Below are 14,602 nucleotides of genomic sequence, written 5' to 3'. Positions count from 1 at the left end.
GTGCCCGACGCCGCGTGTCTGCCGGAGGAATGAACGTTGGACGTGTCCGGATTGGTGTGGGCGGGAACGCTTGTCGCACTGACTGCGGTCCTGCTCGTCGACCTGTTGATCATTGGTCGGCGCCCGCACGAGCCGAGTGTTCGGGAGTCGAGCCTCTGGGTCGGCTTCTACGTCGGTCTTGCCCTGATCTTCGGCGTGGGGGTCTGGCTGACCTCCGGGGCCAGCGCGGCCGGGCAGTTCTACACCGGCTGGCTGACCGAGTACAGCCTCTCGGTGGACAACCTCTTCGTCTTCGTGATCATCATGGCCCGCTTCGGGGTGCCCCGGCAGTACCAGCAGAAGGTGCTGCTCGTCGGCATCGTGCTGGCGCTGGTGATGCGCGGCGGGTTCATCGCCGCCGGTGCGGCGCTGATCACGCAGTTCTCCTGGGTCTTCTACATCTTCGGCGCGTTCCTGATCTACACCGCGGTGAACCTGGCCCGGCAGGGTGAGCCGGACGAGGACGAGTTCTCCGAGAACGTGCTGATCCGCTGGAGCCGCAAGGCGCTACCGATCTCGAAGAACTACGACGGCGCGAAGCTCACCACCCACGTGGCCGGCAAGCGGCTGTTCACCCCGATGCTGATCGTGATGATCGCGATCGGCACCACCGACCTGATCTTCGCTCTGGACTCGATCCCGGCGATCTTCGGCATCACCCAGGAGCCGTACCTGGTCTTCACCGCTAACGTCTTCGCGCTGATGGGCCTGCGTCAGCTCTACTTCCTGCTCGGTGGCCTGCTCGACCGGCTGATCTACCTGAGCTACGGCCTGGCCGTCGTCCTCGGCTTCATCGGGGTCAAGCTGGTGCTGGAGGCGTTGGCCGACAACAACCTGCCGTTCATCAACGGTGGCGAGCACGTCGGCTGGGCGCCGCACATCCCGATCTGGTTGTCGCTGCTGGTCATCATCGGCACCCTGGGCGTCGCCACCGCCGCCAGCCTGATCAAGTCCTCCCGGGACCGGCGCCGCGAGTTGGCCGACGCCCGACCTTGACCGGTTACCGGCCGGGTGCGGACACGCGCCCGGCCGGTCCGACCCGGTGCGCGCCGACAAGCGTCGCGGTCCGATCGGCCGGCAGCGGCTCCTCGATGACCCGCCGCCGCCGGTAGCAGGCGTGCAGCATCCGGCGCTGGCCGCCGTCGCCGGGCGGGGCGGTGACAATGCCGATGTGATGGATCTTGCGACCGGGGCGGGCGAAGAAGTAGAGGTCGCCGGGGCGTTCCGCGCCCAACGGCAGTGGGGTGGTGGCCACGGCCTGGTCGTCGGCGTCGCGGGGCAGCAGCACCCCGAACCGCCGCCAGGCCAGATGCACCAGCCCCGAGCAGTCGATGCCGTGCGCGGAGAGACCGCCCCAGATGTAGACCACGTCCAGCAGCCGCTGTGCCACCGCGAGCGCCTGCTCGGCGGTCGGCGACGCGGCCGACGCCGGGACCAGGTGGCCGTCGGGCAGCCAGAGCGGCGCGGGCCGGCCGGGGACGTGCACCGGCCGCCAGTCGTCGTGTGCGGGGCCGGCCGGGACGAGGCGGGTGCCGACGACGACGCCGGGCAGCTCCACCGGCCCGTTCGGGGCGGCGTGCAGCCCGGTGACAGTGGCGTCCACCACCAGGGGGTGGTCGGTGCTGGTCCGGGCCGGGTCGCTGACGGCGAGCTGCTCGGTGGGGAGCCAGCCCGGGTAGCCGCGAGGGTCCAGCTTGGCGGCGGGTTGTTCGACGGCGACGACCCGCGCCCAGCCGTCCGGGCGTATCTCGCTGACGAGGACCCGTTCGCCGAGCAGGAGTTGGCTCAGCACGCAGTCGCCGACCTGCTGGTCGGTGTCCATTCCGGAGACCCAGGTGGGGATGTCGGCGCCTGCGGTCAGCGCTGGGCGGTCGACCGGGCGGACTGCCTCGGGTGAGGTCCACAGCGTCGCCACGGCGACCCGGACGACGGCCTCGCGGCCCGGTTGCAGCTCCACGTCAACCCCCAGATCGTGTCGGCTGTCCAGGGGAAACCCTATGAAAGAAACCCACGGTCATCAACCGCGAGCCTGCACTTTTGCTTCAGCGAGGCCGGAGATGCCCAGGCCAGGGGCGTCCGGCAGCACCACGGTCGCCCCGTCGTAGCGTATCCCGCCCTGCACCGGTGACCAGGCCAGCCACCAGGCGGCGTCCAGGTCGGCGACCGCCGTGGTGCCGTACGCGGCGACCAGGCTCGCCGCCGCCCCGATGCCGACCTGACTCTCCATCATCGAGCCGACCACCGTGCCGAGCCCGTGGGCGGTGGCCAGCTCGAGGAGGGTGCGGGCCGGGTGCAGCCCACCGCACTTGGCCAGCTTGACGTTGACCAGGTCGGCGGCCCGGCGGCGGATCACCTCCACCAAATCACGGACCCCGAAGACCGCCTCGTCGGCCAGGATCGGCACGGACACCCGGTCGCTGACCCAGGCCAGCCCGTCCAGGTCCCAGCGGATCACCGGCTGCTCGACAAGTTCCACGTCGAGCCCGGCGTCCTCGATACCCCGGATCACCCGGACCGCTTCCCGGGGCGTCCAACCCTGGTTGGCGTCCAGCCGGATCCGGGTGCCGGGGCCGACCGCGGCCCGTACCGCGCGTACGCGGTCCAGGTCGCCGGCCGCGTCGGTGCCGACCTTCAACTTGAGCACGCCGAAGCCGTCGGCCTGCCGCTGCCGTGCCGCGGCCGCCAGGTCCACCGCGTCGCCCGCCGCCAGCGTGACGTCCGTCGGGACCCGCAGCGTGGTGCCCCCGAGCAACCGCACCAGGGGTACGCCCAACCGCCGCGCGGCGAGGTCGTGCAGGGCGACGTCCACCGCCGCCTTCGCGGCCTCGTTGCCGACGACCGCGCGCTGCACCTCGGCGCACCGGGTCACCAGGTCGTCCGGGTCACGGCCGACCAACTGCGGGCCGAGCAACTCGTGGACGCACGCCTGCGCGCCGGCGACCGACGCGCCGGTGACCTGCCAGACCTGGGGCGCCTCGCCGAAGCCGGACCGGCCGTCGCTGTCGACGAGTTCGACGACCAGGGTGTCCACTGTGGTGGTACGACGCAGCGCGGTGACGAACGGGGTGTGTAAGGGGGCGGAAACCCGGTGGGTGCGTACCGCCGAGATCGTCATGTGAGGCACCCTATACGGAGGTTCACGGTGGGAGGGGAGACCGGATGACCGGGCAGGGCTGGGAGCTGGTGGGTGCACCGAACGCGCGTGACCTGGGCGGGCTCGTCGGCGCGGACGGGCGGCGGGTGCGTGTCGGCCAGTTGATCCGTACTCCGGCGCTGGGTCGGCTGACCGACGAGGATCTGCCGGTGCTGGCGAAGCTGGGGCCGGCGTGCGTGGTCGACCTGCGCGACGGCACGGAGATCGCGGTCGCGCCGGAGGACCGGTTCGCCGGTGAGCCACGGGTGGTGCGCCTGCCGGTGCACGACCCGCAGCACCCGGTCTTCACGTACGTCTCGGCGGTGCTGCTCGGTCACGACCTGGACGCGTACGCGGAGCTGGCCCGGCAGGGCACGGCGGAGGCGATGGCGGCGATCTACCGCTGGTTCGTCACCGGTGAGTCGGCGCGGGTCGGTTTCGCCGAGGCGGTGCGGCTGGCGGCCCAGCCGGAGAACCTGCCGCTGCTCTACCACTGCTCCGCCGGCAAGGACCGCACCGGGTGGCTGACCGTCATCCTGTTGACGGCGCTCGGGGTGGACGAGGCGGCGATCCGCGCCGACTACCTGCGCAACAACGAGCTGACCGACAGCCTGCGGGCGGTGATCGTCGAGGCGATGCGACGGAGGAACCCCGAGCTGGACGTCGACGCGGTGCTGCCGGTGCTGGAGGTTCGCGCCGAGTACCTCGACGCCGGTTACGCCGAGGTGCGTCGGGTGCACGGCTCGTTCGACGCGTACCTGCGGGACGGGTTGGGGCTCACCGATTCCGACCTCAGGGCGCTGCGGGCGCAGCTGCTGGAGTGACAGGCGCGTCGGTGGGTGTGCCGGCGCGGGCCGCCCGACCGGTGACGATCAGTGCCTGGCCGGCGGCGTAGGTCGCCATCACCAGCACCGGCGCGCCGGGTGGTTGGGCCACGTCGGCCACCCCGGCGGCGATCAGCAGGTCGGAGCCGAGGAACAGCGCGGCGCCGAGTCCGACGCGCCAGCCCTGGGTGGTGGCGGTGGTGGCCATGGCGGCCAGCGCGAGCGCGTAGCCGGCCACCGGCACGGCCAGCCCGGCATCGGCCAGCCCCGCCCACATCCAGGTCAGGGCGACGGCGGTCAGCACCGCGTACCCCAGGGGGACGGCGACCAGCGGCGCACGGCGCAGCGCGGTCGCGGCGCCGTGTCGGGTGAAGGCCGCGAGGTAGCACAGGTGTGTGCCGAGGAAGCAGGCCATGCCGGCGAGGAACCAGCCGGTGCCGTCGATCATCAGGGCGACGTCGCCGCCGGTGGCGAAGGCCAGCCCGGCGAGGAGCAGCCGGTCCGGTCGGGCCGCGCGTTCGGCGCTGGCCCGCCAGAGGTACGCGGCCAGCAGCGGCATCAGCAGCGGCTTGGTGAGCAGGAAGGCCAGGCCGCCCCCGGTGGCGTTGGCCAGCAGGTTCGCTGCCGTCACGACGAGGAAGGCGATCAGCACGGTGCGACTGCGGGGCATCGGCGGCTCCGGGGTGGGGGTGCGAGCAGCCTAGCCGGAGTCGGCGGGTGTCGAGCGCGGCGCTGGCCTCGCCGCCGAGGTCGTGGGGTCAGAGTTGGTGGCGGGCGGCCCAGACCTGCGCCGAGATGTGCGCGAGCAGCAGGCAGGCGTCGTCCTCCACCTCGTCGCCGTCGTCGCTGCCGTCCAGGTCGGTGGTGGTGCAGACGGCGATCAGGTACGGCGGGGCGTCGTCGGGCAGCACCACGCCGGCCCCGTGCCGGACGCCGCGCACCCAACCGCTCTTGTGCGCGATGCGGGTGCCCTCGGGTAGGCCGGCGGCGAGGTCCTCGCGGTGCTCCTGGGCGAGCAGGACGTCCAGCATGGTGGCGCAGGCCGTCGGCGAGGCGAGTTGGCCGGGGGTGTCGGCCCCGCTGGCCAGGGCGCCGAGCAGGGCGGCCAGGTTGGCGGCGGTGACGGTGTTGGTGATGCCTGCCTCGCGGGCGGCGAAGTCCTCGATGCCGCGGCCGGTGACGCTGTTGCGGGCGCCGGCGAGCGCCCAGACCTCGGCGACCGCGGGCAGCCCGACGTGGCCGAGGGCGAGGTTGGTGGCGAGGTTGCTGGAGCGCACGATCATCCGGTCGGCCAGCCAGCGCAGCGACGTGGTGCCGCCGAGGAGGTCCCAGACCGCGTCGTCGTTGTCGTAGGGCTGCGCGCAGGCGAAGCGGGGTGCGCCGGGCTGGGCGGAGTCGAAGTCGTTGACGACCGGAACCGGGGCGTCGAGGTCCAGGGTGCCGGCCTCGGCGGCGCGGTGCAGCGCGGCGAGCACCGCCACCTTCATGGTGCTCGCGGCGTAGTGGGTGGCGTCCGCGTGCCGGGTCCAGGTCGGCGGGGTGTCGAGCCGTCCCACGTACGCGGAGACGGTGCCGGGCACCCGGTCCAGGTGGGCGTCGAGATCATCCCAGGTCATGCCGGTGACCGTAGCGGATCACGGAGTGGGCGGGTTCGCGTACCTGTCGCCGGGAAGCGAACGGGCGCGCCGGCCGCAAGCGGCCGACGCGCCCGGTGTCGGGTGCTGGTGGGTCAGCCGGCGTGCTTGCGGCGGGCGGCGGCGCGGCCCCGCAGCTGCTGGTCGAGCACCACCTTGCGGATGCGCACCGCGGTCGGGGTGACCTCGACGCACTCGTCCTCGCGGCAGAACTCCAGGGCCTGCTCCAGCGAGAGCTTGCGCGGCGGGATCAGCTTCTCCGTCTCGTCGGAGGTCGACGCCCGCATGTTGGTGAGCTTCTTCTCCTTGGTGATGTTGACGTCCATGTCGTCGGAGCGGGAGTTCTCCCCGACGATCATGCCCTCGTACACCTCGGTGGTGGGGTCGACGAAGAGCTGGCCGCGCTCCTGAAGGTTGATCATCGCGAAGGCGGTGACCGCGCCGGCCCGGTCGGCGACCAGCGAACCGTTGTTGCGGGTGCGCAGCTCACCGAACCACGGCTCGTACGACTCGAAGACGTGGTGCAGGATGCCGGTGCCCCGGGTGTCGGTCAGAAACTCGGTGCGGAAGCCGATCAGGCCGCGCGCCGGGACCAGCCACTCCATCCGGATCCAGCCGGTGCCGTGGTTGACCAGCTGCTCCATCCGGCCCTTGCGGGTGGCGAGGAGCTGGGTGATCGCGCCCAGGTACTCCTCCGGGGCGTCGATGGTCAGCCGCTCGACCGGCTCGCAGGTCTTGCCGTCGATCTCCTTGGTGACCACCTGCGGCTTGCCGACGGTCAGCTCGTAGCTCTCCCGGCGCATCTGCTCGACCAGGATGGCCAGCGCCAGCTCGCCGCGGCCCTGCACCTCCCAGGCGTCCGGCCGCTCGGTGGGCAGGACCCGCAGCGACACGTTGCCGATCAGCTCCTTGTCGAGCCGGTCCTTGACCATCCGCGCGGTGACCTTGGAGCCCTTGACCCGGCCGACGAGCGGCGAGGTGTTGGTGCCGATGGTCATCGAGATGGCCGGCTCGTCGACGGTGATCAGCGGGAGCGCGACCGGGTTCTCGACGTCGGCGAGCGTCTCACCGATCATGATCTCGGGGATGCCGGCGACGGCGATGATGTCGCCCGGGCCGGCGCTCTCGGCCGGCTTGCGCTCCAGGCCCTCGGTCATCAGCATCTCGGAGATGCGGACCCGCTGGGTGCTGCCGTCGGTGCGGCACCAGGCCACCGTCTGACCCTTGCTGATGGTGCCCTGGCGGACCCGGCACAGCGCGAGCCGGCCGAGGAACGGGGAGGCGTCGAGGTTGGTGACGTGCGCCTGCAACGGCGCGCCGTCCTCGTACGCGGGTGCCGGGATGGTGTCCAGCAGGGTGCGGAACAGCGGCTCCAGGGAGGTGCTGTCGTCGGGCACCGAGCCGTCGGCGGGCTGGGTCAGCGAGGCGATGCCGTCGCGGGCGCAGGCGTAGACGATCGGGAAGTCGATCTGCTCCTCGTCGGCGTCCAGGTCGAGGAAGAGCTCGTAGGTGTCGTCCACGACCTCCTTGATCCGGGCGTCCGGGCGGTCCACCTTGTTGATCACCAGGATGATCGGCATCCGGGCCCGCAGCGCCTTGCGCAGCACGAAGCGGGTCTGCGGCAGCGGGCCCTCGCTGGCGTCGACGAGCAGCACCACACCGTCGACCATGGTCAGGCCGCGCTCGACCTCGCCGCCGAAGTCGGCGTGGCCGGGGGTGTCGATGATGTTGATGGTGACCGGGTCGGAGCCGTCCGCCGGCAGGTAGTGCACGCCGGTGTTCTTGGCCAGGATCGTGATGCCCTTTTCCCGCTCCAGGTCCCCGGAGTCCATGACCCGCTCGGTGTTCTCGCCGCGTGCGCCGTACGCGCCGGCCTGCCGCAACATGGCGTCGACCAGGGTGGTCTTGCCGTGGTCGACGTGAGCGATGATGGCGACGTTGCGGAGGTCGGTGCGAAGCTGCATACCCTCTATCCTTCCGCCTGCGCTCGCGCAGGCTGCGTCGGGGTCACCCCCAGGTGCCCCTGATCTATGGTGAAACCGCTGTGCCGGTGGTTCCCCCGGCTGGCATGCTGGCTCCCGTGTCCCGGGGGCCTGAGTGCACGACCTGCTGACCTGGGTGCAGGGTCTGCCCACCCTGTGGATCTACCTGGTCGCCGCGCTGATCGTGGCGGGCGAGACCGCGGTGATCTTCGGCCTGCTCGTGCCGGGTGAGGCTACCCTGCTGCTGGTCGGCTTCCTCACCTACAACGGTACCTTGCGGCTCGGGCCGGCGTTGCTCGCGATGATCGTCGCCGCGGTCCTCGGCGATGGGCTGGCCTTCCGCGCCGGACGGCGGTACGGCCCTCGAATGCGCGCGGGGCTGGGTCACCGGGTCGGGTCCGAGCGGTGGGCCCGTGCCGACGCCATGCTGGCCCGCCTCGGTGGGCGGGGGGTGTTCGCCGCCCGGTGGGTGGCTTTCGCCCGCACCCTGGTGCCCCGGCTGGCCGGTGCGGCGGGCATGCCGTACCGGCGGTTCGCCCTGTGGAACCTGGCCGGGGTGGTGACCTGGGTGGGTGGCTCGGTGCTGCTCGGTCACCTCGCCGGTGAGTCGTACGACACTGTCTCCCGGCTGCTCGGTCGGGCCACCGGGGTGGCGCTGCTGCTGCTGGCCGGGCTGGTGGGTGTGGTGCTCGTCGGCAGGTGGCTGGGCCGTAACCCCGACCCGGTGCGCGCGCTGCTGTCCCGGGCCGGCGCGCTGCCCCCGGTGCGGTGGCTCACCGCCCGCTACGGGGTGCTGTTCTTCCTGGTGGCCATGCGGATCGGCCCGGCCTGGACGCTGCTGCTCAACCTGGCCGCCGGCCTGCTGTTGCTGTTCGCCGCCGGGCTCGCCATCGCCGGTCTGCTCGCGGTGGCGGTCCGCAACAGTGGGCTGGCCGCGCTGGACGGCGCCATCGCCGGGTGGTTCGCCGCCCGGCGTACCCCGGACGCCGCCGACGCCACGCTTGTCGTGGTGTCGGTGGTACGCGGGTCGGTGCTGATCCTGTTGGTGGCGCTGGTGGCGGCGGTGCTGGCGTGGCGCAACCGGCCGTGGCGGGCGGACCTGCTCAGCGTGGTCGGCACGGTGGGCGCGTTCGTGCCGCTGGTGGTGCTGGCCGTGGTGGCCGAGCTGACCGGCCCGAACGGGACCGCCCCGGGCGGCGGGGAGGCGGCGCCGCTCTCGACCCAGAACGCCGTGGTCGCGGCGAGCTTCTGCACCCTGGCCTGGCTGGTGTCGCGCGGCGCCCACTGGCCGGTGGCCGTGGCCGCCTGGACCGCCGCCGCGGCGGGGGTGCTCGGGGTCGGCGGCGCGCGGCTCTACCTCGGACTGGACACGGCGAGCGGGACCGCCGCGGCGGTGCTGCTCGGGGTGCTCTGGACTGTGGTGTTCATGGTCGCCTGGGCGACCCGGGACCGGGCGGTGGGGGATCGTCAGGCGCCGGTGGACCAGGCCCCGCAGTCGTCGCAGGGGCACCCCCGACCGGTCGAACCTTGTTAGGGTGCGGCGACTGTCACACGGGGGAGGCAACGGCATGGTTCGACGGACGGGCCGGCTGGCCGCCGCAGTGCTCGCCGGGCTCCTGCTGGCGAGCGCGCTGGTCGGCTGCGCAGCCAAGGGGGAGAGCCCACAGGACCTGGCCGCGCCGGTCGCCGTCACGGACGGGCCGACGGATGCCCCGTCCGACGAGGTCAGCGGGGAGCTGAGCCCGTCGGTGAGCGCCGTGGAGTCGATGGGCGCCGCGCCGAGTCGTAGCGCGACCCCGACCCCGAAGCCGACGAAGAAGCCGACCCGGGCGGCACCGAAGCCGCGCGCGGTGGCGAAGCCGCCCACCGAGACCGAGGTTCCGCCGGCGCCGCCGAAGCCGGCACCGAGTTCCTGTAAGCCGACCTACAAGGGCACCCAGGCGACCCGGGCCGAGGTGAAGGCGGCGCTGACCGACGCGGCCAACCGCACCTACTGGCCGGTCTCGGCACCCGATATCAAGATCCCGCTCACCCTGCTCAAGGCCACCGCGTGGCAGGAGAGTGGCTGGCAGTCCAACATCTACGCCTGCGACGGTGGGGTCGGGCTGTTGCAGGTGATGCCGGACACCGCGACGTGGATGAACCAGCGCTTCGACAAGAGTTACAAGATCGACGCCTACCAGGACAACGCCTACCTCGGCGCCACCTACCTGGCCTGGGCGACGAAGTACATCGGTGACATGTACTTCGAGTCCGACTTCCGTCTCGACCCGGCACTGTGCACCAGCGAGTTGAATTCCTGCCTGCTCAACGCCGTCATCGCCGCGTACAACTTCGGGCACGGCGCGGTGGCGCGGGAGGGGGAGCCGCTGGCCATCCCCAATCCGTCGTACGTGCGCAACGTGCGGGCGCTGATGAGCGAGTGCGTCTGCCTGGCGTACTGACCTCGTCGGGGCCGTGACGGATTCGCCACGGCCCCGACGTGTTGGTCAGTCGTGCGCGGCAACCGGCTCGGTCGACCTCGGGCTGGCCTGCACCGGGTCGGGCGTGATGCGGCCGGGCCACCAGAAGCGGTCGCCGAGCAGGAATGCCAGCGCCGGCACCAGGACCGTGCGGACCAGCAGGGTGTCGAGCAGGACACCGATGCAGACGATGATGCCGATCTGGGTCAGGGTGATCAGCGGCAGCACGCCGAGCACGGCGAAGACCGCGGCGAGCAGCACGCCGGCGCTGGTGATGACGCCGCCGGTGACCCGCAGGGCGGAGAGCATCCCGGCGCGGGTGCCGGCGGTGCGGGCGTCCTCCCGGGCTCGGGTGACCAGGAAGATGTTGTAGTCCACCCCGAGTGCCACCAGGAACACGAAGGCGAGCAGCAGCACGCCGCTGTCCAGGGCGGGGAAGCCCAGCACGTGGTCGAAGAGCAGCCAGGCCGCGCCGAGGCTGGCGAAGAACGACGCGATCACGGTGAGCACCAGCAGCAGCGGTGCGAGCAGGCCGCGCAGCAGCAGCACGAGCACGGCACCGACCAGCAGCAGGATGATCGGCAGGATGAGTCGTAGGTCACGGTCGTTGGCCTCGTCGGAGTCGTAGGTGGCGGCGACGGAGCCACCGACGATCGCGCCGGACGGTGCGTCGGCGCCGGCGGCGGCCGGCGGCGCGGAGTCGGGAACGGCGGCGACCGCCTCGCGCAGCGCCTCGATCGCCCGGTCCGAGGCGGTGGTGCCGGGTTCGGCGTCGAGGACCACGTCGACCTGGGCGACGGCAGTGCCGGCGTCGCCGGGGCGCGCCGAGGCGACACCGGGTACCGCGGTGGCGGCGTCGGTGACCGCCCGCACCGCCGCCGGGGTGGTGATCACGGCGACGGGTTGGGTGCTGCCGGCGGGGAAGGCCCTGGCCAGGGTCTGTGCCCCGGTCACCGCCTCGGGTTCGGCCCGGAACTGTTCGGTCTCGGACAGGCCGGTGCGGATGCCGAGCCCACCCAGTGCCAGGCCGCCGAGCAGCAGGGTGGCCAGCGTGGCGACCACCACCGGGCGGTGTTGCACGGCGGTGCCGAGTCGACCCCAGAGTCGCCCCTCGCGGACCGGGCCGCCGACCCGGGGTACGAACGGCCAGAACAGGCCGCGACCGAAGAGCACCAGCACGGCGGGGAGCACGAACAGGGCCGAGAGCATGGCGAAGACCACACCGGTGGCGCAGGCGACCGCCAGTGCCCGGTTGGTCTCCTGCTCGCTGAGCAGCAGGGTGAGGACACCGAGGACGACGGTGCCACCGCTGGCGAGGATGGGCTCCGCAGTGCGGCGCAGCGCGGCGCGCATCGCCGCGAACCGGTCCTCCTCGCGGTGCAACTCTTCCCGGTAGCGGGCGATGAGCAGCAGCGCGTAGTCGGTGGCGGCGCCGAAGACCAGCACGCTGGCGATGCCGGTGACCTGGCCCTGCTGGAGGTTGATGCCGACGCCCGGCACGATGACGTCCACCGCGCGCAGGGTGAGCTGCTCGGTCGCGGCGACCACGACCAGCGGCACGATCCACAGGAACGGGCTGCGGTAGGTGATCAGCAGGAGCAGCGCGACCACTGCGGCGGTCACCGCGAGCAGGGTGATGTCGGCGCCGTCGAACACCGAGGACAGGTCGGCGGTGAAGGCCGGGGAGCCGGTCACCTCGGCGGTCAGCCCGTCGGGGAGGTCCGCGAGGGCGGTGCGTAGCTGGCTCACCGTGTCGGTGACGACCTCCTGCCCGCCGGCGGTGTCCAGCGGCACGGCGACGAGGGCCACCGCCCCGTCCGGGGATACCTGGGCGGGGCTGACCTGCCCGTCCGCCGCGAAGCGGCGCAGGTCGTCGGCGCGAGCGCCGACGGCGGCCCGGTCGGCGTCGTTCAGCGCGCCACCGTCGCCACGGCTGATCACCACGATGGCCGGCTGCACGTCGCTGGAGGGCAGCTGGTCCTGGAGACGCTGCACCTGGGTCGACTGCCACTGCGCGGACAGGCCGGTGGCGGAGACCGGCGCCGGGTTGTCCGGCTGGGGTGTTCCGAAGACGGCCGCGGCCACGACGATCGCGGCGGCCACGGTGAGCCAGGCGGCCAGCCGGCCACGGGCGACTCTGGTGAACACAGACATCAGGTGACCTCAAGGTCTTTCGGAAGCCGAGTATCTTGATAGTCGAGATTATCGAGGGCTGTTCTATGCTGCAACCCGGGGGACCGACGACGGGAAGAGCGGCGCGAGGTGGCGACTCACGGCATGTACCGACGGCGCGACACGCGCCGCGAGCAGCTGGTCGCGGAGATCACCAACAACCTCCGGCGGTACGCGGTGGACGCCCAGCAGGTCGGCCACGCCTTCGCCAACCTGCACGGTCTCAACCCGACCGACCTGCAGGCGTTGATCGCGGTGATGGACGCCGAGCTGCTCGGTGACCCGATCACCCCCGGCCGCCTCGGCGCGCAGCTGAACCTCTCCTCCGGCTCGGTCACGGCCCTGATCGACCGACTGGAACGGGCCGGGCACATCCGCCGGGACCGGGACACCATCGACCGACGCAAGGTGCTGCTGCACTACGCCGACCAGGGCGCCGCCCTGGCCATGGAGTTCTTCCAGCCGCTGGGCGCCCGGACCGACACCGTGATGGCCCGATTCGGCGAGGACGAGCTGGAGGTGGTGCACCGGTTCATGGCGGAGATGAGTGAGTCGCTGCGGGGGCACCGGGACGCGGTGCGCGCCGCCCGGCCGGAGCCACCCCGCCGCCCGACGGGCTGACCGGTGCCGGCCAGGCTCGTCACTCGCCTCGCCAGCGCCGCGCTGCGCCTGCCACCGACCCGCCCCGGCCCGGTGCGGGTCACCCGTGACCTCCCGGTGCGGGCCCGCGACGGTGTGGTGCTGCGCACCGATCACTACGCCCCGGGCGTCGGTGGCGCGCCGACAGTGCTGATCCGCACTCCCTACGGGCGGGGCGGACCGCTGCGGCTGCTCGGTCGGCTGCTGGCCGCCCGAGGTCGACACGCGGTGATCCAGTCGTGCCGGGGCACCGGCGGCTCCGGTGGGACGTTCGCACCGCTGGTACACGAGCGCGCCGATGGCATGGACACCCTGGACTGGCTGCGTCGCCAACCCTGGTGGTCCGGCCAACTCGGCATGTTCGGGGTCAGCTACCAGGGCTTCGCGCAGTGGGCGCTGGCCGCCGACGCCGGTGAGGAGTTGCGCGCGATGGTCGCCGTGGTGACCGCCTCGGCCACCAGGGACTCGACGTACGCGGGGGAGTCCTTCGCCCTGGACACCGTGCTGACCTGGGCGGAGCTGCTGCACGCGCAGACTGTGCCGTGGCTGGCCCGGCAGCGGGAGCTCAAACGGGGGCAGCCCCGGTTGGCCGCCGCGTTGGAGCACCTCCCCCTGGCCGACGCCGACCGGGTGGCCACCGGCGTGACCATTCCGTTCTTCCAGGAGTGGCTGCGCCACCACACCCCGCAGGCCGCCTACTGGCGGACCCGTGTCTTCGCCGACCAGGTCGCCCAGGTGCGGGCGCCGGTGGTCATGGTCAGCGGTTGGCACGACATCTTCCTGCCCGCCCAGCTCGACGACCACGCCGTTCTGCGCGCCGCCGGCACACCGACGCGCCTGGTGATCGGCCCGTGGACGCACGGCAGCCCCGGACTGTTCGTGGCCGCGCTGCGTGAGGGGTTGGCCTGGCTCGACGAGCACCTGCCGGCCCCGTCTGGACCGCGCGGACGACCACGGCCCGCCGGGCCACCCGTCCGGCTGTACGTCAGCGGCGCCGGCGGTGGCTGGCGGGACCTGCCGGACTGGCCCCCGCCGGCGGTCGAGACCGCCTGGCACCTGCAACCCGGTGGCGCGCTGGCGGCACGCCCACCGCTCGTGTCGACGCCTGACGAGTTCCGCTACGACCCCGCCGACCCCACCCCGTCGCTGGGTGGGCCGCTGCTCGTCGCCAAGCGGGCCGGCTCGGTGGACAACCGCCGCGTCGAGGCCCGCCCCGACGTGCTGACCTACACCAGTGCCCCGTTGACCGGGCCGGTCGAGGTGATCGGCCCGGTTCGCGCCGAGATCCACGTCCGCAGCGACCTGCCGTACCTGGACGTCTTCGTTCGTCTGTGCGACGTGGACCGCCGGGGTCGCTCGTGGAACGTCTGCGACGGTCTGGTGCGGGTCACACCCGAGCGCTTCCCGGCCGACCCGTCCGGGGTGCTGCGGATCCCGGTGCCGCTCTGGCCGACCGCGTACCGGTTCGCCGCCGGGCACCGACTGCGGGTGCAGGTCTCCGGTGGCGCCCATCCACGGTGGGCCCGCAACCCTGGCACCGGGGAACCGCTCGGTACGGCGGTGACGCTGCGTGCCGGCTGGCGGCAGGTTCTGCACGACCCGGATTACCCGTCGGCGCTGCTGCTGCCGATCGTCCACTCTGTCGCGCCTGAATATCCATTCTGAACAGACCCCTCCTGAGCTGGGCGTTTGTCAGAAACGCGGGCTATGGTTGAGT

Annotated in this window: 12 protein-coding genes; 6 read left to right on the top strand and 6 right to left on the bottom strand. The window is 72.5% G+C overall.

Annotation, left to right across the window (positions count from 1 at the left end; all coding sequences use genetic code 11):
• Positions 1-36 precede the first annotated feature (36 nt).
• Positions 37-1,035, top strand: coding sequence for a TerC family protein (locus ACQP0U_RS23135; RefSeq protein WP_433310640.1), 999 nt, complete (start codon positions 37-39; stop codon positions 1,033-1,035).
• Between the two features lie 4 nt (positions 1,036-1,039).
• On the opposite strand, the gene ACQP0U_RS23130 is transcribed toward ACQP0U_RS23135, so the two are convergent.
• The gene (locus tag ACQP0U_RS23130) at positions 1,040-1,996 is read right to left on the bottom strand and encodes an NlpC/P60 family protein (protein ID WP_433310637.1); all 957 of its coding nucleotides are present in this window, start codon (positions 1,994-1,996) and stop codon (positions 1,040-1,042) included.
• Between the two features lie 60 nt (positions 1,997-2,056).
• The gene (locus ACQP0U_RS23125; RefSeq protein WP_433310635.1) at positions 2,057-3,154 is read right to left on the bottom strand and encodes a mandelate racemase/muconate lactonizing enzyme family protein; all 1,098 of its coding nucleotides are present in this window, start codon (positions 3,152-3,154) and stop codon (positions 2,057-2,059) included.
• Positions 3,155-3,198: 44 nt separating this feature from the next.
• On the opposite strand from ACQP0U_RS23125, the gene ACQP0U_RS23120 reads away from it, so the two are divergent.
• The gene (locus ACQP0U_RS23120; RefSeq protein WP_433310632.1) at positions 3,199-3,996 is read left to right on the top strand and encodes a tyrosine-protein phosphatase; all 798 of its coding nucleotides are present in this window, start codon (positions 3,199-3,201) and stop codon (positions 3,994-3,996) included.
• Here ACQP0U_RS23120 and ACQP0U_RS23115 read toward each other — a convergent pair.
• The 3 genes from ACQP0U_RS23115 to typA form a co-directional block, all read right to left on the bottom strand.
• A complete protein-coding gene (locus ACQP0U_RS23115; protein WP_433310629.1) occupies positions 3,965-4,666 on the bottom strand; it encodes a lysoplasmalogenase in 702 nt (233 codons plus the stop codon). The two genes, ACQP0U_RS23120 and ACQP0U_RS23115, sit on opposite strands and share 32 nt — an antisense overlap.
• Before the next feature lie 88 nt (positions 4,667-4,754).
• Positions 4,755-5,612, bottom strand: coding sequence for a serine hydrolase (locus tag ACQP0U_RS23110; RefSeq protein WP_433310626.1), 858 nt, complete (start codon positions 5,610-5,612; stop codon positions 4,755-4,757).
• 113 nt (positions 5,613-5,725) lie between these two features.
• Complete coding sequence (gene typA / locus ACQP0U_RS23105) at positions 5,726-7,594, bottom strand: translational GTPase TypA (protein ID WP_433310623.1); 1,869 nt, start codon at positions 7,592-7,594, stop codon at positions 5,726-5,728.
• Between the two features lie 133 nt (positions 7,595-7,727).
• On the opposite strand from typA, the gene ACQP0U_RS23100 reads away from it, so the two are divergent.
• Positions 7,728-9,146 carry a DedA family protein gene (locus ACQP0U_RS23100; protein ID WP_433310620.1) on the top strand — a complete coding sequence of 473 codons (1,419 nt, stop codon included), beginning with the start codon at positions 7,728-7,730 and terminating at the stop codon, positions 9,144-9,146.
• Between the two features lie 34 nt (positions 9,147-9,180).
• Complete coding sequence (locus ACQP0U_RS23095; RefSeq protein WP_433310617.1) at positions 9,181-10,056, top strand: transglycosylase SLT domain-containing protein; 876 nt, start codon at positions 9,181-9,183, stop codon at positions 10,054-10,056.
• 45 nt (positions 10,057-10,101) lie between these two features.
• Here the strand turns inward: ACQP0U_RS23095 and ACQP0U_RS23090 are convergent, their stop codons facing one another.
• Positions 10,102-12,228, bottom strand: coding sequence for an MMPL family transporter (locus ACQP0U_RS23090; RefSeq protein WP_433310614.1), 2,127 nt, complete (start codon positions 12,226-12,228; stop codon positions 10,102-10,104).
• A 123-nt stretch (positions 12,229-12,351) separates the two neighbouring features.
• Here ACQP0U_RS23090 and ACQP0U_RS23085 point away from each other — a divergent pair, with 123 nt between their 5' ends.
• Together ACQP0U_RS23085 and ACQP0U_RS23080 are read left to right on the top strand one after the other, a co-directional pair.
• The gene (locus ACQP0U_RS23085) at positions 12,352-12,867 is read left to right on the top strand and encodes a MarR family winged helix-turn-helix transcriptional regulator (protein ID WP_433310611.1); all 516 of its coding nucleotides are present in this window, start codon (positions 12,352-12,354) and stop codon (positions 12,865-12,867) included.
• 3 nt (positions 12,868-12,870) lie between these two features.
• Positions 12,871-14,550 carry a CocE/NonD family hydrolase gene (locus tag ACQP0U_RS23080; protein ID WP_433310608.1) on the top strand — a complete coding sequence of 560 codons (1,680 nt, stop codon included), beginning with the start codon at positions 12,871-12,873 and terminating at the stop codon, positions 14,548-14,550.
• Positions 14,551-14,602 lie beyond the last annotated feature (52 nt).

The sequence above is a fragment of the Micromonospora sp. CA-269861 genome (genome assembly GCF_050948505.1).
Taxonomy (GTDB): Bacteria; Actinomycetota; Actinomycetes; order Mycobacteriales; family Micromonosporaceae; genus Micromonospora.
Note: the sequence above shows the minus strand (reverse complement) of the source record. Positions and strands in the feature narration are given on the sequence as shown.

Bases quoted from the DNA above. Each gene is read 5' to 3' on its own strand.
- ACQP0U_RS23125 (WP_433310635.1), bottom strand. From the start codon at position 3,154: ATGACGATCTCGGCGGTACGCACCCACCGGGTTTCCGCCCCCTTACAC.
- ACQP0U_RS23120 (WP_433310632.1), top strand. From the start codon at position 3,199: ATGACCGGGCAGGGCTGGGAGCTGGTGGGTGCACCGAACGCGCGTGAC.
- ACQP0U_RS23115 (WP_433310629.1), bottom strand. From the start codon at position 4,666: ATGCCCCGCAGTCGCACCGTGCTGATCGCCTTCCTCGTCGTGACGGCA.
- ACQP0U_RS23110 (WP_433310626.1), bottom strand. From the start codon at position 5,612: ATGACCTGGGATGATCTCGACGCCCACCTGGACCGGGTGCCCGGCACC.
- typA (WP_433310623.1), bottom strand. From the start codon at position 7,594: ATGCAGCTTCGCACCGACCTCCGCAACGTCGCCATCATCGCTCACGTC.
- ACQP0U_RS23095 (WP_433310617.1), top strand. From the start codon at position 9,181: ATGGTTCGACGGACGGGCCGGCTGGCCGCCGCAGTGCTCGCCGGGCTC.
- ACQP0U_RS23090 (WP_433310614.1), bottom strand. From the start codon at position 12,228: ATGTCTGTGTTCACCAGAGTCGCCCGTGGCCGGCTGGCCGCCTGGCTC.
- ACQP0U_RS23085 (WP_433310611.1), top strand. From the start codon at position 12,352: ATGTACCGACGGCGCGACACGCGCCGCGAGCAGCTGGTCGCGGAGATC.